Annotated in this window: 23 protein-coding genes; 11 read left to right on the forward strand and 12 right to left on the reverse strand. The window is 63.3% G+C overall.

Translation table 11 applies throughout. From position 1 onward, the window contains the following. Positions 1-108: 108 nt before the first annotated feature. The gene (locus tag FQP90_RS00335; RefSeq protein ID WP_144647561.1) at positions 109-777 is read left to right on the forward strand and encodes a TetR/AcrR family transcriptional regulator; all 669 of its coding nucleotides are present in this window, start codon (positions 109-111) and stop codon (positions 775-777) included. Continuing rightward, positions 774-2,465: an MDR family MFS transporter gene (locus FQP90_RS00340; RefSeq protein ID WP_144647563.1), complete on the forward strand. Its 1,692-nt coding sequence runs from the start codon at positions 774-776 to the stop codon at positions 2,463-2,465. Before FQP90_RS00335 ends, FQP90_RS00340 begins: the two co-directional genes overlap by 4 nt. Here FQP90_RS00340 and FQP90_RS00345 read toward each other — a convergent pair whose 3' ends face one another. Then, positions 2,466-2,942, reverse strand: a complete 477-nt coding sequence (locus tag FQP90_RS00345; protein ID WP_144647565.1) for an NUDIX hydrolase — start codon at positions 2,940-2,942, stop codon at positions 2,466-2,468. A 65-nt stretch (positions 2,943-3,007) separates the two neighbouring features. Beyond that, on the reverse strand, positions 3,008-3,553 hold the full coding sequence (locus tag FQP90_RS00350) for a prepilin peptidase (RefSeq protein WP_144647567.1): 546 nt from the start codon (positions 3,551-3,553) through the stop codon (positions 3,008-3,010). A gap of 97 nt (positions 3,554-3,650) precedes the next feature. Here FQP90_RS00350 and FQP90_RS00355 point away from each other — a divergent pair, with 97 nt between their 5' ends. Together FQP90_RS00355 and FQP90_RS00360 are read left to right on the forward strand one after the other, a co-directional pair. After that, positions 3,651-4,376 carry a hypothetical protein gene (locus FQP90_RS00355; RefSeq protein ID WP_244296405.1) on the forward strand — a complete coding sequence of 242 codons (726 nt, stop codon included), beginning with the start codon at positions 3,651-3,653 and terminating at the stop codon, positions 4,374-4,376. A 31-nt stretch (positions 4,377-4,407) separates the two neighbouring features. Beyond that, entirely contained in the window at positions 4,408-5,073 is a 666-nt protein-coding gene (locus tag FQP90_RS00360) for a GNAT family N-acetyltransferase (protein WP_144647571.1), read from the forward strand. A 104-nt stretch (positions 5,074-5,177) separates the two neighbouring features. Here the strand turns inward: FQP90_RS00360 and FQP90_RS00365 are convergent, their stop codons facing one another. Beyond that, on the reverse strand, positions 5,178-6,572 hold the full coding sequence (locus FQP90_RS00365) for a PhoH family protein (protein ID WP_244296407.1): 1,395 nt from the start codon (positions 6,570-6,572) through the stop codon (positions 5,178-5,180). A 237-nt stretch (positions 6,573-6,809) separates the two neighbouring features. Continuing rightward, complete coding sequence (locus FQP90_RS00370) at positions 6,810-7,616, reverse strand: isoprenyl transferase (RefSeq protein ID WP_144647575.1); 807 nt, start codon at positions 7,614-7,616, stop codon at positions 6,810-6,812. A gap of 107 nt (positions 7,617-7,723) precedes the next feature. Here FQP90_RS00370 and trhA point away from each other — a divergent pair, with 107 nt between their 5' ends. Next, a complete protein-coding gene (gene trhA / locus FQP90_RS00375; RefSeq protein WP_144647577.1) occupies positions 7,724-8,365 on the forward strand; it encodes a PAQR family membrane homeostasis protein TrhA in 642 nt (213 codons plus the stop codon). A 14-nt stretch (positions 8,366-8,379) separates the two neighbouring features. On the opposite strand, the gene FQP90_RS00380 is transcribed toward trhA, so the two are convergent. The 3 genes from FQP90_RS00380 to mca form a co-directional block, all read right to left on the reverse strand. Next, positions 8,380-10,545: a thioredoxin domain-containing protein gene (locus FQP90_RS00380; RefSeq protein WP_144647579.1), complete on the reverse strand. Its 2,166-nt coding sequence runs from the start codon at positions 10,543-10,545 to the stop codon at positions 8,380-8,382. After that, positions 10,517-10,807 carry a hypothetical protein gene (locus tag FQP90_RS00385; RefSeq protein ID WP_144647581.1) on the reverse strand — a complete coding sequence of 97 codons (291 nt, stop codon included), beginning with the start codon at positions 10,805-10,807 and terminating at the stop codon, positions 10,517-10,519. The genes FQP90_RS00380 and FQP90_RS00385 overlap by 29 nt, the downstream gene beginning before the upstream one ends. A 106-nt stretch (positions 10,808-10,913) precedes the next feature. Beyond that, positions 10,914-11,819, reverse strand: coding sequence for a mycothiol conjugate amidase Mca (gene mca / locus FQP90_RS00390; protein ID WP_144647583.1), 906 nt, complete (start codon positions 11,817-11,819; stop codon positions 10,914-10,916). A gap of 73 nt (positions 11,820-11,892) precedes the next feature. Between mca and FQP90_RS00395 the strand changes: the two genes are divergently transcribed. Both FQP90_RS00395 and greA read left to right on the forward strand, forming a co-directional pair. Beyond that, the gene (locus FQP90_RS00395; protein ID WP_144647585.1) at positions 11,893-12,351 is read left to right on the forward strand and encodes a DUF4307 domain-containing protein; all 459 of its coding nucleotides are present in this window, start codon (positions 11,893-11,895) and stop codon (positions 12,349-12,351) included. A 152-nt stretch (positions 12,352-12,503) separates the two neighbouring features. Continuing rightward, on the forward strand, positions 12,504-12,998 hold the full coding sequence (gene greA / locus FQP90_RS00400; RefSeq protein ID WP_144647587.1) for a transcription elongation factor GreA: 495 nt from the start codon (positions 12,504-12,506) through the stop codon (positions 12,996-12,998). Positions 12,999-13,145: 147 nt separating this feature from the next. On the opposite strand, the gene FQP90_RS00405 is transcribed toward greA, so the two are convergent. From FQP90_RS00405 to FQP90_RS00420, 4 genes are all read right to left on the reverse strand, one after another. Then, on the reverse strand, positions 13,146-13,760 hold the full coding sequence (locus FQP90_RS00405; protein WP_144647589.1) for a rhomboid family intramembrane serine protease: 615 nt from the start codon (positions 13,758-13,760) through the stop codon (positions 13,146-13,148). Between the two features lie 11 nt (positions 13,761-13,771). Continuing rightward, positions 13,772-15,010: a threonine ammonia-lyase gene (gene ilvA / locus FQP90_RS00410; RefSeq protein ID WP_144647592.1), complete on the reverse strand. Its 1,239-nt coding sequence runs from the start codon at positions 15,008-15,010 to the stop codon at positions 13,772-13,774. 3 nt (positions 15,011-15,013) lie between these two features. Next, a complete protein-coding gene (locus FQP90_RS00415; RefSeq protein WP_144647594.1) occupies positions 15,014-16,294 on the reverse strand; it encodes an AI-2E family transporter in 1,281 nt (426 codons plus the stop codon). A gap of 62 nt (positions 16,295-16,356) precedes the next feature. After that, positions 16,357-17,319 carry an aldose 1-epimerase family protein gene (locus FQP90_RS00420; RefSeq protein ID WP_144647596.1) on the reverse strand — a complete coding sequence of 321 codons (963 nt, stop codon included), beginning with the start codon at positions 17,317-17,319 and terminating at the stop codon, positions 16,357-16,359. Between the two features lie 79 nt (positions 17,320-17,398). Here FQP90_RS00420 and galT point away from each other — a divergent pair, with 79 nt between their 5' ends. From galT to FQP90_RS00435, 3 genes are read left to right on the forward strand one after another with little or no spacing between them, the layout of a single operon-like run. Then, the gene (galT, locus tag FQP90_RS00425; RefSeq protein ID WP_144647598.1) at positions 17,399-18,550 is read left to right on the forward strand and encodes a galactose-1-phosphate uridylyltransferase; all 1,152 of its coding nucleotides are present in this window, start codon (positions 17,399-17,401) and stop codon (positions 18,548-18,550) included. Further along, positions 18,547-19,707 carry a galactokinase gene (gene galK / locus FQP90_RS00430; protein ID WP_144647600.1) on the forward strand — a complete coding sequence of 387 codons (1,161 nt, stop codon included), beginning with the start codon at positions 18,547-18,549 and terminating at the stop codon, positions 19,705-19,707. The genes galT and galK overlap by 4 nt, the downstream gene beginning before the upstream one ends. Positions 19,708-19,749: 42 nt before the next feature. After that, entirely contained in the window at positions 19,750-20,988 is a 1,239-nt protein-coding gene (locus FQP90_RS00435) for an acetyl-CoA C-acetyltransferase (protein WP_144647602.1), read from the forward strand. 75 nt (positions 20,989-21,063) lie between these two features. Here the strand turns inward: FQP90_RS00435 and FQP90_RS00440 are convergent, their stop codons facing one another. Beyond that, on the reverse strand, positions 21,064-21,975 hold the full coding sequence (locus FQP90_RS00440) for a Bax inhibitor-1/YccA family protein (protein WP_144647604.1): 912 nt from the start codon (positions 21,973-21,975) through the stop codon (positions 21,064-21,066). Positions 21,976-22,329: 354 nt separating this feature from the next. Between FQP90_RS00440 and FQP90_RS00445 the strand changes: the two genes are divergently transcribed. Beyond that, entirely contained in the window at positions 22,330-23,727 is a 1,398-nt protein-coding gene (locus tag FQP90_RS00445; RefSeq protein ID WP_144647606.1) for a branched-chain amino acid ABC transporter permease, read from the forward strand. The last annotated feature ends 9 nt before the right edge of the window (positions 23,728-23,736 follow it).

The following is a 23,736-nucleotide window of genomic DNA, read 5'->3' on the forward strand; positions in this document are numbered from 1 at the left end:
GTTTTTGTACAGCAGGTGCCCTCAAGAAACCTCCTTAGCGGCATCAGGTGTACAAAACCTCCGAGCCAGATTTTGCACCCTACGGCTAAAAGTGCAAAACTTTACTTTGTGAGTAATAGTGCAAATATCGACGGCGGCCTCCGCGAGCGCAAGCGCGCCGCCACGCGGCTGGCCATCACGGCAGTCGCACGAACCCTGACCGCCGAACGCGGCCTGAATGGCTACACCGTGGAAGAGGTGTGCGAAGAGGCGGGCATCTCCCGCCGGACCTTCTTCAACTACTTCCACTCCAAGGAAGACGCAGTCATCGGAGCATTCTCCGATGACCTGCCCCAGGATTCGCTGGATAACTTCAACCGGGATCCTGAACGGCTGCCAGACGGCATCTCCGCCACGTTGCTCGCTGCCCTGTACCACCTCACCGTGGACATCGTGGAGCGTTCCACCATCAGCCGTACCGAGATCCAGCAACTGATTGCTGCCATCAAGGCCGAGCCCCAGCTCCTGGGCCGCATGACCCTTGAAGGCGAGGCCAGGGAGCGGCAGTTCATGGAACTGATCGCCGCCCGTGAGGGCCTCTCCCCCGGACATCCGGAGATCATCATGGCCTCAGCCGTGTTCGGCGCTGTTTCCAAGAAGACATCCCATCAGTTCTTCTCGGAGGACAACACGCGGCCTTACCGCGAGCTCCTGGACCAGAACCTTGCCGCAGCGCGGAAACTCTTATCGCAACCGCTGGACACCTCTCCTGCACAGACACCGAAGGACCCCGCATGAGTACACTCTCGAAGGCGGCAGAACCACTGCTGCTGACCCAGAAACGGATCTGGATCATCTTCTCGGCGCTGATCGCAGGCATGCTCCTGTCCAGCCTCGACCAGACCATCGTCTCCACCGCCATGCCCACCATTGTGGGCAAACTGGGCGGCGTAGAGCACCAGGCCTGGATCACCACGGCCTACCTCCTTGCCACCACCATCGTGATGCCCATCTACGGCAAGTTCGGTGACATCCTGGGCCGGCGCAACTTGTTCCTGGTTGCCATCGCCCTGTTTACCCTCGCTTCGGTGGGCTGCGCTTTCGCCACCGATTTCTGGGGCTTCGTGATCTTCCGCGCCATCCAGGGTCTGGGCGGCGGCGGCCTGATGATCCTCTCGCAGGCCATCATCGCGGACATTGTTCCCGCCAAGGAACGCGGCAAGTACATGGGCCCGTTGGGCGCCATCTTCGGGCTCTCTGCCGTAGCCGGACCGCTGCTGGGTGGGTTCTTCGTGGACCACCTCACCTGGGAATGGGCCTTCTACATCAACATCCCCATTGGCATCGCGGCCTTTATTACCGCGTGGTTCACCCTGACGCTTCCCAATAAGAAGGCCGAAAAGAAGATCGACATTCTGGGTGTCGTCTTCCTCTCCGCGGCTACCACCTGCCTCATCTTCTTCACCGACTTCGGCGGCAAGAAGGACGAGGGCTGGGATTCGCCCCTCACCTGGGCCTTTGGTGCCGGCATGGTCCTGGCAGCATTCGCCTTCGTGATGGTTGAACGGCGTGCCGAGGACCCCATCATTCCGCTGAGCCTGTTCAAGAACCCGATCTTCATCAATGCAACAGCCATCGGCTTCACGCTGGGCTTGGGCATGTTCGCTGCCATCGCCTTCGTTCCTACGTTCCTGCAGATGTCCTCCGGGACTTCCGCAGCGGAATCCGGACTGTTGATGCTTCCGATGATGGTGGGCCTGATGGGTACGTCCATCTACTCGGGTATCCGCATTTCCAAGACCGGCAAGTACAAGATGTTCCCGATCCTGGGTGCGGCGTTGACCATCGCCGCGATGCTCTGGCTGACCACGCTCACGGCCGCAACGCCTATCTGGGTCATCTGTGTGCAGCTCTTCATCTTCGGCGCTGGCCTGGGCCTCATCATGCAGGTGATCGTCCTGGTGGTGCAGAACTCTGTTCCGGCTGACCAGATCGGTACGGCGACCAGCACCAACAACTACTTCCGTGAGGTAGGTGCATCGCTGGGTGTCGCCGTGTTCGGTGCGATCTTCACCAACCGCCTGGCCGAATCGCTGACCGAGGCCTTCACCGGCGCCGGCGCTTCGGCTGAGCAGGCTTCGCAGTCCACCAGCACGCTTGACCCCCAAGCCCTGGCACAGCTGCCTGAACAGCTGCGGGACGCCATCGTGAACGCCTACGCCAACTCCCTGGCACCGGTGTTCTGGTATCTGGTCCCCTTCATCGCCATCGCGTTGATCCTGGCCATCACCCTGAAGCAGATCCCACTCTCCGACACCGCCGGCATGGTGGCTCGAGGCGAAGCTGTGGGCGGCGAGGAAGCGGACAGGCTTGAGGCCGAAAGGCGTGAAGCCGAGCGTCTTGAGACCGAGCACCTGGAAGCCGACGCGTCAGCCTCGGACGAGCTCGATAAGGACCGTCCCACGGCCTCCGCGGGACGTCAGTAGCTAGTCTTCCAACTGGTACGCCACGGGGCCTTCGGGCTCCGTGGCGAGCCTGATTGCCTCAAGGTTGCCGGCGCTCATGTCCGGGAGGTCGTCCAATGCGAACCATCCCACGTCGAGTGATTCGTCGTCATTGACCCGGGCTTCACCCGACACATAGCGGCAACGGAAGGTGATGTCCAGGAAGTCGCAGACGTCGCCATTGGGGAAGGTCACAGGCCCAACAACTCCGACGCCGATGATGCGCTCTGTCTCGGCCACCACCGCGGTTTCTTCGAAGATTTCCCGCACCAGCCCAGGCGCAGGATGCTCCCCGGGCTCCAGCATTCCGGTGATGAGCGCCCAATGGCCGTTGTCGGCACGTTGGCCCAGCAGCACCCTGCCGTCATCATCGAAGACCACTCCCCGCACGGCAGGCAGCCACAGCGGCTCATTGCCAATCTTTTCCCGCAGTTTGAGCACAAAATCCGGTGCACCCATGGTTCAGCGTTCCTCACAAGAATGATCGATCCTGCCGCGCTTGCAGCCTTGCTGACAGGCTAGCCTCAAGCGGGCAGCAGCACCATTGCGGCGGCAGCTCCGGCCAGCATGAACGGCCCAAAGGGAATGGCCGAGCTCAGAGTGCCACGGCGCGACACCAGGATGACCAAGCTCCACAGGCCGCCCAGGATGAAAGCAGCGAATGTCCCTGCGAACACATGGCTCCACCCCAAGTAGCCCAGGTACAGGCCCAACACACCAGCGAGTTTGACGTCGCCGAAGCCCATGCCGGGCGGGTGGATGACTCGCAACAGGAAGTAGAACAGCCAAAGGACAGCGCCTCCGGCGATTGGTCCAAGACCCGGCACCCCGAACAACACGCCGCCGGCGTCCGGTCCCGCGTCAGCTAAGAACGCCACTACGGCCGCAGCCACCAGGAGCACCCCGGCCACTGCGTACGACGGGAACACAATGCGGTTCGGCAACAGGTGGCTCCGGACGTCGATCACCGTGAGCCGGACAGCCATCACCACGAAGTAGAGGGCCGCGGCCACCACGAGCCAGAAGCCCAGTGGGCTGGCATCCCAGAGTTCGGAGAGTCGTCGGATCACCCTCGGATGCTATCCCGGTTTCGCTGAGAGCCCTGCTTGAACGCCTAGGTAAACTGTGGATATGGGGCGCTACAGTGCAGCTGGATCAGGTTTCGACATGTCCTCCACATTCAGGAACCTTTGCCGTTCTTCACCGTGGAAATGGACAAGCCTCCGCTTCGAGTACCTGGAGCGGCCCGGGACCGGCGCCACCATGGTCCGTGCCTGGCTGCGGCGCCCGGGCGCGCTTCGCCTGGAGACACCGGATGGCCAGTTACTGCATAGCACCACCGGTATCAACGACTCCCGGGACGATCTGTACGTGTCCGCCACACGCCGTTCGTGGTTGCTTCCCGCCCATCTGGTCACCCCCGTTTATGACGACGCCGGATTGGTCCGCCGGCGACCGGAGGCCGCCTACGGTGAGCCCTCCTTTGGTAACGGCCGGCTCGCCGCCGCACTCGATCCCGTGGAGCTGGCGGGCAACGCACCCGTTCCCCTCGAATTCCCGGATACCAACCGGGTCTTCCTGGAGGAGCCGCGGGAGGTGGACCACGAGGGCCGGCCGGCCCTGGAAACCGTGGTGACCCCCAGCAGGACCTATGAACCCTCCGATCCGGCCGAGCCTTTGGCCCACCCCGGCAGGACTTTGATACGGATCGACGCCGGCACCGGGGTGTGCGTTGCCAGCCAGAGCCTCGACGGGGACACCTCCGGCAAGGGCCACTGGTTGAAGATCCTTGCGGTCGACGAGTACATGCTGGACGACCTTTTCCTGGCAGAGTCCATGAACCTCACGGACGTCCGGCGGCACATCTCCTGGGACATAGGGCCCGCTGCCTGAGCAACGGCCACATTCGGGCTAAGCTACGGCGATGACATCGCTGGCAGAAATATGGCCCCCGTTCGGACTAACCCTCACCACCCCGAGGCTGACCATCCGTCCTGTTTTCGACGAAGACATCCCCTCCGCCGTGGCTGCCGCCCGCTCCGGCATCCACGAACCCGGCAAGAGCCCCTTCAGCATGCCGTGGGCCGAACTGCCGGATGATGAACTCGCACCCAACATGGCCCAGTGGTACTGGCGTTGCCGTGCCAATTTCACGCCGGACTCCTGGACGCTCCTCTTGGCCGTTTGGCACCACGAAGAATTCCTCGGCGTCCAGGACATCGGTGCCAAGAACTTCGCGACGCTCAAAACAGTAGGCACGGGTTCCTGGCTCAAGCGGTCCGCGCAAGGCCAGGGCTTCGGCAAAGAGATGCGTGCCGCCGTCGTCAGCTACGCCTTCGACTACCTTGGCGCCGAAGTGGCCGAATCCGACGCCGCCGTCTGGAACCGGAAGTCGCTGGGCGTCTCCGCCAGCCTGGGCTACGAACTCAATGGCATCTTCCGCGACGGCTGGGGCGACACGGTCCAGGAAGTCCAAAGAGTCCGCCTCACCCCCACCACCTTCAAACGCCCCGACTGGACCCTTAAGGTCCAAGGCCACGAAGCCTTTTACTCATATCTCGGAAGCGAACAACTTCCGGCGGGTGACTGAAAGGCGAAGGCCAGGCATCCGGCAGCGTGCGTCAAAAGCGAGGAACGAGCTAGCACGCAGAGGATGTCTGGCCTTCGCCGCAGGTGGGCAACGCGTCGATGGGGTTAGATTTCAGCCCCTTCGAGCAACTCAGTAACCAGAGCAGCAATCGGCGACCGCTCGGACCGGGTCAGCGTGATGTGCCCGAACAGCGGGTGTCCCTTGAGCGTCTCCACCACCGCCGCCACGCCGTCGTGCCGCCCCACCCGGAGGTTGTCCCGCTGGGCGACATCGTGGGTGAGGACGATCTTGGAGTTCTGCCCGATGCGGCTCATGACGGTGAGGAGGACGTTCTTCTCGAGCGACTGGGCCTCGTCCACAATGACGAATGCATCGTGCAACGAACGCCCGCGGATGTGCGTCAATGGCAGGACTTCCAGCATGCCCCGGTCCATGACCTCTTCCACAACCTCTTGGCTCACCAGTGCGCCGAGGGTGTCGAACACTGCCTGCGCCCAAGGGTTCATTTTTTCGGATTCGGATCCGGGAAGGTAGCCGAGCTCCTGGCCGCCCACGGCGTACAGGGGTCGGAACACAAGTACCTTGCGGTGTTCCCGGCGTTCCAAGACGGCTTCCAAGCCCGCACAGAGGGCAAGCGCGGACTTTCCCGTGCCCGCCCGACCACCGATGGAGACGATGCCCACGGAAGGGTCCATGAGCATGTCGATGGCGAGCCGCTGTTCAGCCGAGCGGCCATGAAGTCCGAACACGTCACGGTCGCCTTTGACCAGGCGGACTTGCTTGTCGGCGCCAACCCGGCCCAGGGCGGAGCCTCGGTTGGACAGGAGGACCAGCCCGGTGTTGACGGGCAGTTCGGCGGCTGCCGGGATGAAGACCGGTTCGTGGCCGTAGAGGCTGGTGATCTCGTCGTCGTTGGCTTCCACTTCGGCCATTCCGGTCCAGCCGGAGTCTTTGACGAGTTCGTTGCGGTACTCGTCGGCCTGGAGGCCCATGGCGGAGGCTTTGACGCGCATAGGCAGGTCCTTGGAGACCACGGTGACGTTGTGGCCTTCGTTGGCCAGGTTCTTGGCGACTGCCAGGATGCGGCTGTCGTTGTCGCCGCCACGGAATCCTGCGGGAAGCACATCCGGGGAGATGTGGTTCATTTCCACACGAAGGAGCCCGCCATCTTTTCCGATGGGGATGGCGTGGTCCAATCCGCCGTGTTCGATCCGCAGATCGTCGAGGAGTCGCAGTGCCTTCCGGGCGAAGTAGCCCAGTTCGGGATCGTGGCGTTTTCCTTCCAATTCACTGATGACCACGATGGGGACGATGACTTCGTGCTCGGCGAAGCGCAGCAGCGCGTGGGGATCGGATAGCAGGACGGATGTATCGATCACATAGCTGCGGCCTGTGGCGGACGTTGCTGTCCGCGCTTTTTGTGAGACCCGCTTGGTGCGAGAGGTAGCTGCACTTTCCCCGTCGGAAACCATAGCGGGCAGTTGCTCAGAAATAGCCACATCGACTCCAGCCCCGGGCGGTCGCCCGGCCTAATGGTGAAGCGGCTCGGCCGGAAGGCCGGGCGTGGCCTCCCATGTAACTGGTGCGATGTTCCGCTCCATATACTGGCCTCCCCGATCAGCGGGCGGTTTTGCCTGCTGATGGGATTAACGTAATCCCCGACACATTCATTTCCGCAATCCGTCGTCGGCAAGTCGCATGTCGGGCTCGTTAATTTTCGGTGAACCGCGCCGAAGCTAGGATCCGTAGCGGCGCTGGCGCCCGGCATAATCCCTGAGCGCCCGGAGGAAATCGACCTTGCGGAAGGCAGGCCAGAGGGCTTCACAGAAGTAGAACTCGCTGTAGGCGCTCTGCCACATCAGGAAGCCTGAGAGCCGCTGCTCGCCTGAGGTGCGGATGACGAGGTCCGGATCCGGCTGGCCGCGGGTGTAGAGGAACCGGGAGATGTCGTCCACCGAAAGTTCATCTGCGACGTCGGACATGTTTCGTCCCTTGGCGACGGCATCGTGGAGGAGTTCCCGCACGGCGTCAACGATTTCACGGCGGCCGCCATAGCCCACCGCAACGTTGACGTGGATTTTTTCGTGGACAGGGGTACGTGCGGTCAGTTTGTTGAGTCGCTCGGCCAGGTAGTCCGGGAGGAGTTCAGGGGCACCCATGGCATGGACTGACACGTCCGCGTCTTCGTCCAGACGGTCCATGGTGTTGGCGATGATGCCCATCAGCAAGTCCAGCTCTTCTCCGGAGCGGTTCATGTTGTCCGTGGAGAGCATGTAGAGCGTCACTACTTTGACACCGAGCTCCTGGCACCAGCCCAGGAACTCGTGAATCTTGTCCGCGCCGGCCTGGTGACCCTGGCTGGTGGGCGCGTTGAACTGCCGTGCCCAGCGACGGTTGCCGTCCACCATGACGCCGATGTGCCGCGGGATCTGGTCCTGCTTGAGGGAGCGCAGGAGTTTTCGCTCATAAAAGCCATAGAGGAAACCGGGCAGCTCCACCGGACTCTCACCTGACTTCCTTACTTGTACGACGACGACGCACATCCAAGGCTACCTTCCCGAGCTGCCGAGCCGGTGCAGTCGCCGGTCAAAATCCATTCACCCGTTGTTACTCGACGGTAACTTACCGGAACGTAAGTTATTCTTGAACCATGGCTGAGCTCCTCGAAACCAAGCCCCTCTGGCGGGGATGGATCCACGCCGTCGCAGCGCCTTTCGCACTCGCGGCGGGAATCGTCCTGGTGACTGTTGCCCCCACCACCGACCGCAGAATCACCTCCGCCATCTACGCACTGACGGGCGTGTTGTTGTTCGGCGTGAGCGCCGTCTACCACCGCGGCAACTGGTCGCCGAAGGTCCGAATGGTCCTCAAGCGGCTGGACCACACCAACATCATGCTGGTGATCGCCGGAAGCTATACGCCCTTGGCGTGGTCACTGTTGGAACGCTCCGAGTCTGTCACCCTGCTGTGGCTTGTTTGGTCCGGGGCGATCGTCGGCGTCCTGTTCCGGATCCTATGGACCCACGCTCCGCGCTGGCTGTATGTTCCTGTCTACATCGCCCTGGGTTGCGGGGCATTGTTCTACCTGCCGCAGTTCTTCGCCGCCAACGCACCCGCAGCGATCCTCATTTGTGTCGGGGGCGCCCTGTACATCACCGGCGCCGTGTTCTATGCCATCAAGAAGCCAAACTTCAGCGTGCAGCACTTCGGCTTCCACGAGCTCTTTCACGCTTTCACGGTGCTGGCCTTCGCGGCGCACTTCGTGGCGATCATGATGGCGGTGCTGAGCTAGCCCCGGAGGACGGCTCAGCCTCCCGAAGCCATTCCGACCAAGCGGGACTGTACCTGGGAAACCTCGCCAAGAGGCCTCTCGCACACCATGTCGCGGCATAAGTAGACCTGCGGTGAGCCGTCAGGCGCGCCCGACCTGTGGAGCAGGAGCGGCACCTCGTCCACATCGGCCGGGGACCCGCCGTCGTCGTCCGACTGCAACGCAACTACCAGCCCGGGACTGGGCGACATCAACAGCGCACGGTGCAGTTCGCGCCGCAAGGGCGAATCGGGTCCTGCGACGGCGGCCTCCACCGGCCCAGCCAAGCCCGCTTGAGCGGTGGCCAAAAGCCACCCGGCGACGCGCGGAGCGCGTGTGGCCAGAGGCGGGAGCAAACCAAGGATGTTGCCCGCCATGAGTCGGTGTTCGTGCGAGCCGGAATAGGCAGCGTATGACAAGAGGGCTCCGGCGAATCCGGCGGCGCCGCTGGGTGTCGCATTGTCGAAGGGGTCCAGAGCCGCGTGCTGGCCCTGGGCGTTGAACACTTGCGCGGACTCCCCCGTCGAGTCGGCGAGGTGTCCGTTCTCGACGAAACGCGAACACGCGGCTTCGATGAGTTCCTCGGCAAGGTAATACCAACGTTTGGTTCCCGTCACGGCATACAGCGCCAGGAAACCGTCGGCGCAGAACGCATAGTCCTCCAGGAGACCGCCAATGCCTCGTGCCCGGGCATCGTGCGAAACCCGCACCAACAACCGCGAACCGCTGTCCCAGTGAACGACTGCGAGGTACCCGGCCACGGTTTCTGCGGCCGTAACCAGGTCCGGACGATCCAGTATGGCCCCGGCCTCAGCGAGGGCGGACACGGCGAGCCCGTTCCATCCGGCCACCACTTTGTGGTCCCTGGCGGGCTGGTTCCGCTGGTTGCGCGCGGCTAGCAGTTCAGGCCGGACGCGCTCCCAGAGCCTGCCTTCGGCGTCGGACAACTCACGGGCGGGATGCAATGGCGATCCAAGGTGGGACACCGTCCCCTTGGCACCTACGTTCATCATGCGAGCCACCGCTTCGGCGTCACCCGGACCAAGGGCATCACGCAGCGATCCCGGAGTCCACAGATAGGTGGCGCCCTCGTGATGCACACCGTCCACCACGGTGTCGGCGTCGAGGGAGGATGCCAGCCCGCCGTCGGGCAGCGTCAAGGACTCCAGCATCCAATCGGCACACCTCGACGCGACAGCGGCCGCCTCGAAGGCAGGGAAGACCTCGTTGCCCCCAAGCCGTACCCAATGCGAATACACCCGCAGCAACTGCGCATTGTCATACAACATCTTCTCGAAATGGGGCACGGACCAGTCGGCCGTCACGGAGTAGCGGGCAAACCCGCCGTCGAGCTGGTCACGCAGAGCCGAGCGGGCCATGCCCGCCAACGCGCGGCCTGCCATGTCGCGTGCGGCATCGGCCGTATCCGACGGCACCGCGGCGTGCCGGATGAGGAACTCAAGAACCGCCGACGGCGGAAACTTGGGAGCGTCCCCGAAACCACCGGCGTCGGGGTCTTCAGAGCGGGCAAGAAGCATCAGGGCGTCCGGAAGCAGCGCGGCGTCCAGGACCTCCGGCGGACCGTCGAGCCGCACCGCCCCGGACAGCTGGGCGTCGGCCATGTTGGCCGCCAGTCCCCTGGCATTCTGTTCCACCCCGTCGCGGCGCTCCACCCAGGCCTCATGGACAGCTTCGAGGATGTTGCGGAACGACGGCCTGCCGGGCAGCGGAACGGGTGGAAAGTAGGTGCCTGCGTGGAAGGCCAGGCCGTCCGGCGTCAGGAAGACGGACATCGGCCAGCCGCCCTCACCGCTGATGGCTTGCGTCGCCGCCATGTACACCGAATCCACGTCCGGGCGTTCTTCGCGGTCCACCTTGACCGGCACGAAGTGCGCATTCAGGTAGTCGGCCGTCTCTTGGTCTTCGAAGGACTCGTGCGCCATGACGTGGCACCAGTGGCACGCCGCGTAGCCGATGGAGAGGAAAACAGGAACGTCACGCTCCGCGGCGAAAGCAAAGGCCTCATCACCGAAGGGACGCCAAAAGACGGGATTGTCCGCGTGCTGCCGCAAATAGGCAGAAGGTTCCGACCCCAGGGTGTTGCTTGCCCCGGGCCAGCTGGTGACGCCGTGCTCAGCGGGTTCCGGAACCGGCATCGCCATTCTCGTCTACTGAGCTGCCTGCCTCGGCAGGTTCGCCCGCCTCCGCGGCCAGGCGCGCTTCCTCAACCTGAGCCCGGTAGCGGACTCGGCGAATACGGCGGACCATGTCCACGATCAAGAAGGTTGTGAGGATCACGATGAAGGCGGTGAGGACGAAGCCCCAGGTGCCCGGCGTCACCTGATCCTCGGACAGGCCAGGCCGCAGCGTGCCCGTGGGGTTGGGCGACGGAGTGACGGTCAGGGCGAGAATCAAGTGGTGCACGTTCAAACCTTCTGTGGGAGATGATGCGTGCCGGCTGGCAGCGCGTGGCCGGCATGCTGGCAGGCCACCCGGCGATTTCTACGAGCGATAGAAACTACGGGCGTTCCTATCTTATCCCCGCGAAGAGGTCCTTTTCCGGCAGCTCGGAAGGAACCCGTGACTGGACCAGCGTGTAGTCCTCCCACGGCCACGCCGTTCGCTGCAGCTCGGGCGAGACCGCGAAGAAGAACCCGAGGGGATCGATCTGTGTGCGGTGTGCCCTCAGTGCATCGTCGCGGGCCTCGAAGAAGTCGCCGCAATCAACCTGTGTTGTGGTCTGGTGCCCCGGAGGAACCGGGGTGTGGCCCTCTGCATCAGCTTCAAGCCACGCTGCCAGGCGCTCGGCGTAGGGAGACTGCAACCCTGCTTCTTCGAGGGCGAAATGCAGCGCCCGGAAGCGCTCAGGGCTGAAGGCACGGTCGTAGTAGAGCTTGCTTGGTGCCCATGGGTCACCCATGCCGGGGTATCGGTCGGCATCGCCTGCGGCCTCGAACGCTTCCACTGCCACCTTATGGGCCATGATGTGGTCCGGGTGCGGGTAGCCACCATTCTCGTCATAGCTGAGAATCACGTGTGGCTTGAAGCTGCGAACCAGCCGAACCAGGGGCGCAGTGGCGCGCTCCAACGGCTGCAGCGCGAAGCAACCCGGCGGCAGCGGCGGAAGGGGATCACCCTCCGGCAGGCCCGAGTCCACGAACCCGAGCCAACGTTGCTGGATTCCGAGGACCGCAGCCGCATTCGCCATCTCACGTCGCCGTGCTCCTGCCATGTCCCGCTTGGGATGCGGGGCATCCTCCATGGCTGGGTTCTGGATGTCGCCGCGGGATCCATCCGTGCATGTGGCGACCATGACGTCCACTCCCGCAGCGGCGTACATCGCCATGGTTGCTGCACCCTTGCTGGACTCATCGTCCGGGTGGGCGTGGACGGCGAGCAGCCGCAGCTGCTGGTCGGAACTGCTGGACGCTGTCACGTGACGGCTCCTCTTTCATGGTTCGAGCTCTGGGGCGGTGATGGGGCGCCGGGATCGGCACTAAACTGGATGGGTGACTTCAGAGGACCTATCGGCCACCCAAGTACCGGCAAGCACCAGCCTAGCCAATCGCTACGGCGGTCAAAAGCGCGCCATGACCCGCAAAACCAAGCGGAACATCGTCATGGCAGCACTGGTAGTCGGGATTGCGTTCGCAGCTTGGGTGGCAACATCCTCGGCCCAGGCCCCTGTTACCTTCAAGGACATTGGATACAGCACGGTGGATGGCACCCAGGCGGAGGTGGACTACCAAGTCACCAAATACCCCGGAGCCACCGCCAAATGTGCCATCAAAGCCATGGACTCCAAGTTCGCGGTGGTGGGCTGGAAAGTTGTGGAGATCGGTCCCAACCAACCCGAGGAAAGCGCCGACGGGGGAAGCACTACTGCCCAGCGAACCGTCCTGCGAACCGAATCGCCGGCCGTGTCCGGCGTGGTGGACAGCTGCTGGATTGTGGACAGCGGTAAATAACAATCGTGTGACCCACGACTCAACCGGTTTGGGTTCGTCCAAAGGATTTACTACAATGGATGAAACCTTCACCCCGTTAAGTTGGTTACTGAGTTTTACGAGTGGCCACCTCGGCGGGGTCTTTTGCATTGTCAGATCTAGAGGAGAAATCCGTGTCTACCACCAACAGCGCCACTGCGGCTTGGCTCACCCAGGAAGCTTTCGACCGCTTGAAGGCTGAGCTGGACCACCTTTCCGGCGCTGGCCGGGCGGAAATCGTCCAGAAGATCGAAGCTGCCCGCCAGGAAGGCGACCTCAAGGAGAACGGCGGCTACCACGCAGCCAAGGAAGAGCAGGGCAAGATCGAGGCCCGCATCCGCCAGCTCACGGCACTCCTTCGCGATGCCCAGGTAGGCGAAGCACCGGCCGATGACGGAATCGTCGAGCCCGGCATGCTTGTTGTTGCCCGCATCGCCGGCGACGAAGAGAAGTTCCTGCTCGGCTCCCGCGAAATTGCCGGAGACTCCGATCTCGACGTCTTCAGCGAGAAGTCCCCCCTGGGTGCCGCCATTATCGGCCACAAGGAAGGCGACAAGCTGAGCTACGTCGCCCCCAACGGCAAGGAAATTCCGGTGGAGATCGTCTCCGCCAAGCCCTACGTCGCCTAAACAGCGGCTTACCGGCCTGAAATACACGACGCCGGCCCCTTCCTTCGTGGAGGGGGCCGGCGTTTTTTCGTGCCCGGCTCACCCAACCGGGGGACAGCAAAGGTCGCTACGAAGGCTCGTTGGGACACGTGCCGTCCCGCACTTGGGTCAGGTGGTGATGGCGGGCTTTGGCCGGAGCAGGAGGGCAGCAAGGACCCCGCCGACAGCCCCACCCAAGTGCGCCTGCCAGGAGACGTACCCCATCACCGTTGGCAGCACTCCAAAGAGGATGCTGCCGTAGGCCATGAAGAGGACAACCGAGAGCAGGATCTGCCACCAGTTACGGTTGAAGAAGCCCCGCACCAGCAGGAACGCGAAGAAGCCAAACACCAGTCCGGAAGCGCCCACCGTCACACCTCCCCCGCCAATAAGCCACACCGCGAGCCCGGAGCCCAGCCAACTGAACGCCAACGCCGTGATGAACACCCTGAAGCCGGACATGAACGCCAGGAAGCCGAAGATGACCAGCGGCAACGTGTTGGAGAGCAGATGGTTGAAATTCGCGTGCAGCAGCGGAAACGTCAGGATATCCAGGACGCCGTCCATGCTGCGGGGGCGCAGGCCGAACGTGAAGTTCAGACCGTGCCGCATGAGGGTATTCAGGAACTCGATGACGTAAAGCAGGATGACGAAGCCGCCCATGAACAGCAGGCCGCCCTTAGCCCGCCCGGCCAGCGATTCCCTGGCCTCGGCCTTTGAATCGTCAGGCGTTCCAAGCACCATGTGCCCTCCCGTCAGTGCACCACGATGGGCTGGAAGCCCTCGGCCCGCAGTGCACCGAGGACTTGTTCGCCGTGTTCGTGGCCCTTTGTTTCCAAGTTGATGGTGATGGAGACGTCGCCCATGCTGATGGAACCACCCAGGCGGGTGTGGTCCAAGCCGGTGACGTTGGCGTCGTTTTCAGCGATGATGCGTGCAATGGTAGCCAGCGAACCTGGGCGGTCGTCCAGCATCATGCGCACGGTCATGAAACGGCCTGCGGCGGAGAGGCCGCGCTGGATGACTTTCAGCATGAGCATGGGATCGATGTTGCCGCCGGACAGCACGACGGCGGTGTTCCCCGGGTTTTCGATCTTGCCATCCATCAGCGCGGCTACTCCCACGGCGCCAGCGGGCTCCACCACCATCTTGGCCCGCTCGAGGAGGAAGATCAGTGCGCGCGCGAGCGAGTCTTCGCTGACTGTCACAACATCGTCCACGAGCTCACGGATGATGCTGAAGGGCAACTGCCCAGGCCGTCCAACCGCGATGCCGTCAGCCATGGTGGTGACCTTCTTCAGCGGCACCAACGCATCTGCTGCCAGGGATGGCGGATAGGCGGCGGCGTTTTCTGCCTGGACTCCAATGACCCGGATTTCGCGGCCGAGTTCCTTGGCCTTGGCCTTGATGGCCACGGCTACACCGGCCAGCAGACCACCTCCACCGACGCCCATGAGGATGGTGTCGACGTTGGGGATCTGGTCCAGGATTTCAAGTCCAATGGTGCCCTGCCCGGCAACGACGTCCACATTGTCAAAGGGGTGCACAAAGACGGCGCCGGTTTCGTTGGCATACCGCTGGGCCTCCGCCAATGCTTCATCCACGTTGTGGCCATGGAGGATCACTTCAGCGCCGTGGCTGCGCGTGGCTGCCAACTTGGGGAGCGCCACGCCGAGTGGCATGTAGATGCGCGCATTGATGCCCAGGCTTTTGGCAGCCACTGCCACGCCTTGGGCGTGATTGCCGGCCGATGCCGCCACTACTCCGCGCTTTTTCTCGTCCTCCGTCAGCCGAGCCATCCGCACATAGGCGCCGCGGACCTTGAATGACCCTGCGCGCTGCAGGTTCTCACATTTGAAAAAGACGTTGCCGCCCACGAGGCTGCCCAGCGCACGGGACGACTCCACCGGAGTCTTGGTAATAATGCCCTCGAGCAGCTCCTGCGCCTTGAGGACATCGTCCAGCGTGACGGGCAGGGTTTCGAGGGTATTCACTGACTATTCTCCTTTATTGGTGTCGGCATCCGGGCCCTCAACAGAGGTGCTCCCCGAAGCCTTGTTCTTGCTGGTAGTGCCTTTGCCAAGGCGGGATTCGGGCCGTGGGAGGTGGACTTCCTTGAAGTTCGCATCTCCACTGGGCTCCGCCGAGCCAGCTGCCGGCTGGAGCACCGCACCACCCAATCCTTCATCATGTTCCCACGTCCGGCCGGCAATGTAGCGAACTGCCGTGTTTACTACGGCGAGCAATGGCACCGCGAACAGCGCACCGGGGATGCCGGCCAGGTAGGAGCCCGCAGCTACAGACAGGATCACGGCCACCGGGTGCAGTGCCACGGCTTTGCCCATCACCAGGGGCTGCAGGATGTGGCTTTCAAGCTGCTGGACCAAGAGGACGATGGCCAGCATGATCAGGGCGTTGACCGGTCCGTTGGCAACCAGGGCCAAGAGAACCGCAATGGCGCCTGTGACGAGTGCGCCCACCACGGGGATGAACGAGCCGATGAAGACCAGGACGGCCAGCGGAAGCGCGAGGGGAACTTGGATGATGGCAGCGCCGACACCAATGCCCACAGCATCGACGAACGCAACGAACATTTGGATCCGCACGTAGCTGACCATTGATGTCCATCCACGACGACCTGCACCATCGGTGGCCCTGCGCGCAGTCTTGGGCAGGAGGCGGACCAGGAATGCCCAAATCCGGCTTCCCTCCAGAAGGAAGAAGATGAGGATGAACAGGGCAAGGACCAGGCCCGCAGCGAAGTGCCCGGCAGTGCTGCCAAAGGACAGGGCGCCGCTGAGGATGCTGCTGCTGTTGTTCTGGAGGGCATTGGCGCCGTCCGCAATGTATTGGTCGATCTGGTCCGCGGTCAGGTGGAGCGGCCCGTCGGCCAGCCAGGTCTGAATCTGCTGGATCCCGGCCAGCGCCTCTTGCCAGAGCTCCCCGAAGCCCGAGACCAGCTGCCTGCCCACCAAGGCCAGCGCACCGGCGATCACGCCGATGAAGCCGATCACCGTAATGGCTACGGAGGCGCCATTGGGAACCTTTCGGTTGCGCAGCCAAGCCACCACCGGGTACAGCAGTCCCGCCAGGAGGGCAGCCACCATCACTGGAATGATGAGGAAGCTGACCTTGCCCAGCAGCCATACAAGCGCGCCGATCATGAGCAGGATCAGGCCCGCCCGCCATGACCACGCGGCGGCAATACGAACCCCGTAGGGGATGTCCTCGGCAATTTGGCGGTCTGAACGTGTTTTGGCGTCCGGTGTTGGCGTCATGAACCCATAATTCCGTAGCCCGCGCCGTATGGGAAACCGGCTCTCACTTCAGCCGCGTGGGGCTACAGGGATGCGGTGATGCCCCAGTTCATGGTGAAGGCCTCGCCGGGTGCCAGCCAGCGGAGGCCATCGCCACTGTTGAATGCGTTGGCCGGGCCAGTCATCGGTTCGATGGCTACTGCCTTGGAGCGGCCCGGGAACGTGTCAGTGACGAAGACATGGACATACTGGCAGTTCTCGTCCTGTACCAGGCTGACGCTGCGTCCATCGGGTGCTGTCAGCGTCTGGCGGGCCACACCGCCGTCGAACGAGAGGTCCGTCAGGGCGACATCCACCAGCAGGCTGCCCACCGCGGCGCCGGCTGAAAAGTCGTAGTCCCCCGCCACAGCAGCGGTGCTGCGTGGAATCAAACGGTCATCGGCCACCAGACGTGTGCTTGCCCGCACCGTCAGGACCAAGTCCTCGGGAGCTACGTCGCCGATGCGCAAGTAGGGGTGGGCGCCCAAGACGAAGGGTGCGGCGCCCTGGGAGTCGTTGACCAGTGTCTGCGAGACGCGGAGGTCCAGCGCTTGATCCAGTTCGTACCTGACGCGGTGACGCAGCAGGAACGGGTAGCCGTGTTGGGGGAAGATGGTGGCCTCGAGCGTCACGGAGAACTCGGATTCGTCCACCAGCGTGTACCCGGCATTCCGCAGGAGTCCATGACTGGCGTTGTTGCGCGAGGCCTCGGTGATGTCCAACTGCTGTTTTTTGCCGTCGAGGTACCAGATCCCGTCCTCCACCCTGTTGGCCCACGGCGCCAGGGTGATGCCGGTGGCGCCGGGCGATATGTCGTCATCGCCGAAGCTTTCCGTCAGCTGGACACCAGCACGCGAGTAGAGCCGCAGGCCGGCCGCTAGTTCGGTGATAACGGCGAGCGCATCATCCCTGCGAAGCTCAAATTGGCGGCCGGTGGCGAACCGGCGGGTCTCGGATTGATCAGCAGCGAATGATGGGGAGGCAGGCATGGCATTACCGTACTTCATGAGCACCCACATACCGGAAAACAATGTTTGTTTTTGTTAGAAACTATGCGCTTTTGGTCACTTGTGGGATGATGGCTTTATGACTCGTATCACCAGCACCCGCCTTGCGGACAGCCGAGAGCTGATCTACTTCGACGACCCCGGAACTCCGGCGCGCACACCGGAATCACTGGTGGACCACCGTGAGCTCCCAGCCCGCGGAGAGCCAGGGGAGGTCCGGTACGACGCCCTTTCCGGTGATTGGGTTGCCGTTGCCGCCCACCGCCAGTCCCGGACGCACCTCCCCCCGGCGGACCAATGCCCCATTTGCCCCACGACACCTGCCAACCCCTCCGAAATCCCGGCTTCGGATTACGACGTGGTGGTCTTCGAGAACCGCTTCCCGTCATTGGGAGCGGCCATGGGCGACATTCCTCCGCTCCCCGCGCCAGGGCATAGCGGCCACGGCACCATCGGTCCCGCATTCGGCCGCTGCGAGGTCGTAGCCTTCACTCCGCAGCACACGGGCTCCTTCGCCGAACTGGGCGAAACGCGGGCCCGTACCGTCATTGAAGCCTGGGCCCAGCGGACCGAGGCGCTCAGCGCCCTGCCCGGCATCAAGCAGGTTTTCCCCTTCGAAAACCGCGGCGCGGACATTGGTGTTACGTTGCACCACCCGCACGGCCAGATTTATGCCTACCCCTATGTAACGCCCCGCGCCGCACAGCTCGGCGCCGTGGCCCGCAAGTACTACGACGACGTCGACGCGAAGGAAACGCTCGCGGCTTCACTCCTCAACGCCGAACGCGAAGACGGCAGCCGCATGGTCCTGGAGGCCAAGCACTTCAGCGCCTATGTTCCCTTCGCAGCGCGCTGGCCCTTGGAAATCCACCTGGTACCGCATCGCAGCGTGCCTGACCTCGCCGCGCTCACGGGTGAGGAGCGCGACGAGCTCTCCTCTGTCTACCTGGACCTCCTGAAGCGCCTGGACTCTTTGTACCCAACCCCCATGCCGTACATCTCGGCATGGCACCAGGCACCACTGGACCCTTCCCTTCGTCCTGCGGGCCAACTGCACCTGCAGCTCACCTCGCCTCGCCGGGCGGCGGATAAGCTCAAGTACTTGGCCGGCTCAGAGGCCGCCATGGGAGCGTTCATCAACGACACCACACCGGAAGCCGTGGCTGAGCGTCTGCGCAGCGTCGCCGCAGTACCGGCGGCCAACAAGACCCTGGAAGGCACCCGAGCATGACCACCACCACTGACACCAGCGTCCTGGCCGCCCGCTTCCAGGAAACGTTCGACGCAGCTCCCGACGGCGTCTGGCAGGCGCCGGGACGCGTCAACCTGATCGGCGAGCACACGGATTACAACGAAGGCTTTGTGCTGCCTTTCGCCATCGACAAGACGGCGAAGGTAGCTTTGCGGGTCCGCGACGACTCCGCCGTGCGCATGCTGTCCACCTTCGGCGGGCACGGTCTGGTGGAAACCGACCTCGAAGGCCTGGAACCCGGCTCCGGGGAAGGTTGGTCCCGCTACCCACTCGGGGTTGCCTGGGCGTTGAAGGAACGCGGCATAGACGTTCCCGGCTTTGACCTCCTGCTCGATTCCGATGTTCCTTCGGGTGCAGGCCTCTCGTCCTCCCACGCGATCGAGTGCGCCGTCATCTCGGCCCTCAACGACTTGACCGGCGCCGGTTTCGCGGCCGAAGACCTGGTGCTGGCAACTCAGCGTGCGGAGAACGTCTTCGTTGGTGCGCCCACCGGAATCATGGATCAGTCGGCGTCCTTGCGCGGCGCCAAGGGTCATGCAGTTTTCCTGGACTGCCGTGACCAGCATGTGGAGCTTGTCCCCTTCGACGCCGAAGCCTCGGGCTTGGTGCTGCTGGTCATCGATACCAAGGTGTCGCATTCTCACGCTGACGGAGGATACGCCTCCCGCCGCGCGTCCTGCGAGTTGGGTGCCGAGATCCTCGGCGTCAAAGCGCTGCGCGACGTCGGCATCGAGGTTTTGGAGGAGGCTTCCGGCCTGTTGGACGAGACCACGCTTCGGCGGGTCCGCCACGTGGTCACTGAAAACGACCGCGTGCTTCAGACGGTGGAACTGTTGAGCAGCAATGGTCCCGCCAGCATCGGTGCTTTGCTGGATGCCAGCCATGTCTCCATGCGCGACGACTTTGAGATCTCCTGCGCCGAGCTGGATCTGGCCGTGGATACTTCCCGGGCGAACGGTGCCATCGGCGCCCGCATGACCGGTGGCGGCTTTGGCGGCTCAGCCATCGCCCTGACGCCGGTGGGCCAGGAGCAGCAGGTGCGTGACGCCGTCGTGCGTTCCTTCGCGGAGGCGGGCTTCACTACACCGGACATCTTCACCGTGACCCCGGCGGCCGGCGCCCTGCGCCTGGCCTGACTTCCTCGGCGTCCGTCCTGATGCCGGGCGTAAGCTGGGGCCATGACTGAGGCTGTCATTGTTTCCACTGCCAGAAGCCCCATTGGGCGGGCCTTCAAGGGTTCCCTGAAGGACGAGCGCCCGGACGACCTCGCCACGGCCATGGTGCAGGCTGCCCTCACCAAGATCCCCGGCTTCGATCCCGGCGCCGACGATGGTCGAGGTCTGGACGACATCCTCCTGGGCTGCGCGGAACCCAGCGGCGAAGCCGGATCCAACATGGCCCGCGTGGTGGCTGTCCTCGCTGGGCTGGATCGGGTGCCCGCAGCGACCATCAACCGTTTCTGCGCCTCGAGCCTGCAAACCCTGCGGATGGCCTTCCACGCCATCAAAGCCGGCGAAGCTCACGCGATTGTCGCCGCTGGGGTGGAAAGTGTGTCCCGGTACCAGAATTGGGCCGGGGCCGGCGAAACCGATACCGCAAACCACAACCCGCTCTTCGAGGCAGCAGCGCAACGCACGGCAGCCCGCGCGGCGTCCAATATTCCGTGGACCGATCCGCGCCTGGGCGGCCGGCTGCCGGACATCTACATCTCCATGGGCCAAACTGCGGAGAACGTTGCCACCAGTTACGGCATCGGCAAGGCCGAGCAGGACGAGTGGGGCGTACTGAGCCAGAACCGCGCCGAGGCCGCAATAGCCGCCGGGTTTTACTCCCGCGACATCACACCGTACACCCGCAGGGACGGCAGCGTCGTGGACCGGGACGACTCTCCCCGGCCGGGGGTGACCTTGGAGGCAGTGTCGGCGCTGCAGCCGGTTTTCCGTCCCGATGGCACGGTCACCGCCGGCAATGCCTGCCCACTCAACGATGGCGCCGCCGCCGTAGTAGTCATGAGCGACACTCGAGCACAAGAACTTGGACTGGAACCTCTGGCTCGCGTGGTGTCTACCGGTGTCAGCGCTCTCTCCCCGGAGCTCATGGGAATGGGGCCGGTGGAGTCCTCTCGTCGGGCTTTGGCTATGGCCGGGCTCACCATGTCCGACATCGATCTGGTGGAGCTCAACGAAGCGTTTGCTGTCCAGGTTGTGGCGAGTGCACGGGAACTGGGCATCGACCCCGCCAAACTCAATGTCCACGGCGGTGCGATTGCGTTGGGGCACCCGTTCGGCATGACGGGCGCACGCATGACCAGCACATTGCTGAACGGCTTGAAGGAACGCGACGGAACGCTGGGCCTGGCAACACTATGCGTTGGTGGCGGTCAGGGCATGGCCGTGGTGTTTGAGCGCTTGAGCTAGTTCAAAGGCTCGGGACGCACAACTGCCCCCGAAGTATCTTCGGGGGCAGTTCTGCGTGGACGTACTCCGAGGGAGTTAGTCGTCGCCTCGCAATATTGCCAGCAGGCGGATGATTTCGACGTACAGCCACACCAGGGTGACCGTCAGGCCGAATGCTGCAACCCAGGAGTAACGCTCCGGGGCGCCGGCGCGAACGCCTTCTTCGATGCTGGTGAAGTCCATGATCAGCGAGAAAGCCGCCAAGCCGATGGCCAGGATGCCGATGAAGACGCCCAGCGGGATGCCTGCAATCGTGATGCTCGTGCGCAGGCCGAAGGGCTCCTGCACCGCGCCGGTCCACATCATTACCAGGTTGATCAGCGCGAAGACCGCGTAACCGATGGTTGCGATCATGAAGAAGCGCACCATCTTGGGAGTGGCGCGGACCTTGCCGCTCTTGAAGAGCACCAGGGTGACGCCGAAGACTGCCAACGTGCCGATGACGGCTTGAAGGCCGACGCCCGGGTACATTCCGTCGAGGATGCGGGTAAGGCCACCAAGGAACAGGCCTTCGAGGCCAGCGTAGGCGAGGATCAGGGCCGGGGACGGCTGCTTCTTGAACGTGTTGACCAAGGCCAGGACGAATCCGCCCAAGGCACCGACGATCATCAGCATGGTGGAGAGCGCGGGGGCCACGAACAGCGTGACGCCGGCGCCGATGATCAGCACCACGAGGCAGGCGACGGTCTTCATGATCACGTCGTCATACGTCATGCGTCCGGTGTCAGCCGGGCCGGCAGCCGGCTGGTTGTACATCTGCTGCAGCTGCTCATTGGTCATGTTCTGCTGCTGTGCCGACCAGGCCGCGTGGCCGTCCATCACCTGTCCGGGTGCCCGGCCGGGTGCTTGGTTAAACTGCTGGCCGTACGGATTTTGCGGTACAGGCGGGGCCTGCTTTGCTCCACGGAAATTCTTTCCGTTGAAGACTGGGTTTCCGCCAAGTGCCATTGCGGGTGTCCTCCTGAAAAAGGGCTAAGTGATAATTCACGGTACCAATTACCACGCGCCCGCGGCAGGGAAAGTTCCCTTGTTCACCCAGACGAAACGCAACCGTGACAAGAAAATGGAAGATTGTCCGGTACGGGCACCCACCCGAACGTTTAGTAACACCCTCAAACAACAAAGGTTTACTTAAGCGGTGCTACATCACTGGTTGCATGCAGCTTCACAGTTGTTACCTGATCGCGATCTTTGCACCCCCGAACTGGGCATTCATTCAGTCCACCGAGCGGTAACATAGGCCACACATGGGTGACTTAGATCACAATCGAGGCAGCTAGGCAAGGACTGTTCACAAGCCCCATGACCGTTCGCACCGGCTGCAAGGGCGCAGCCGGGACCACCCCCACTGTGGAGGTTTCCATTTTGAGAAGCACACTGCGCGACCCGTCCATCAGACGGTCCAAGGGACTGCAGAGAGTTGTGGGGGCACTATTCGCAGCCCTCATCGCCACTCTGTTGATCGCCGCCCCCTCGGCACAGGCAACCACCCCCTCGCCTTCGCCATCACCAACTACTTTCCAGAACAACATCAGCGGATTCCTCCGCGATGATGCCCGGGCCCCCATACCCGGCGTCAAGATCAAAGCATCAGGCAACGGATTCGAAGGTGAAGCCACCTCCGGAGCCAACGGCGCCTGGACTATTGGCGTTCCCGTCCAGGGCACCTACACCATTGAGCTGGACACCTCCACCTTGCCGGAGGGCATCGCACTGGCTGAAGGCCAGGACAATCCCCGCGATGTCACGTTCAGCCAGACGTCCAATTTGTCGGTGATCTTCGCCTTCGGAGAAGGCATCGTGGTCCAGCAACAGGACTTTGGCCAGAACCTCCTCAACCGCCTCGTAGCAGGCTTGAGCTTCGGCCTCTTGCTCGCCCTCGCCTCAGTGGGCCTCTCCCTGATCTTCGGCACCACAGGCCTCACCAACTTCGCCCACGGCGAGATGGTGACGCTGGGAGCCGTCCTCGTCTTCATGTTCAACGGTTTCGGCCTGCCCTTCTGGCTGGCCATCCTGCTTGCGCTGGTTGGCGGCGGTGTCTTCGGATACGTCCAGGACGCAGGACTATGGCGCCCCTTGAGGAAACGTGGCTCCGGCCTTGTCCCGATGATGATCGTCAGCATCGGCCTCGCATTGGCCATCCGATACGTCATCCAGTTCTTCTTCGGCGGCGCAACCCAGCAACTGCCTGGCGCACAAAGCGCCGAGATCCAGATCGGGCCGGTTTCCATCTCGCCGAACAACCTTTGGTCACTGATCATCAGCGCGGTGGTGATTGCCTTGATCGGCATCGTCCTGCTGAAGACCCGTCTTGGCAAGGCAACCCGCGCAGTTGCGGACAACCCCGCACTGGCGGCCGCGTCCGGCATCGACGTCGATTCCGTCATCCGCATTGTCTGGATCGTGGGCGGCGTCCTCGCCTCCCTCGGTGGCATCCTGTGGGCGTACTACCGGCCAGGAGTTACCTTCGACATGGGTTCGCAGATCCTGCTTCTCATCTTCGCCGGTGTCACCCTCGGTGGTCTGGGCACTGTCTTCGGTGCCCTGATCGGTTCGATCGTCGTCGGCATCTTCGTGGAACTGACTACCGTGTTCGGCCTTCCCGCCGACCTCAAGTATGTCGGTGCCCTGTTCATCATGATTGTTGTCCTTCTGTTCCGACCGCAGGGTATCCTCGGCCGGCGTGAGCGTGTGGGTTAGGAGCGGGCC

The sequence above is a fragment of the Paenarthrobacter nitroguajacolicus genome, from assembly GCF_007786235.1.
In the GTDB taxonomy this organism is placed as follows: domain Bacteria; phylum Actinomycetota; class Actinomycetes; order Actinomycetales; family Micrococcaceae; genus Arthrobacter; species Arthrobacter nitroguajacolicus_A.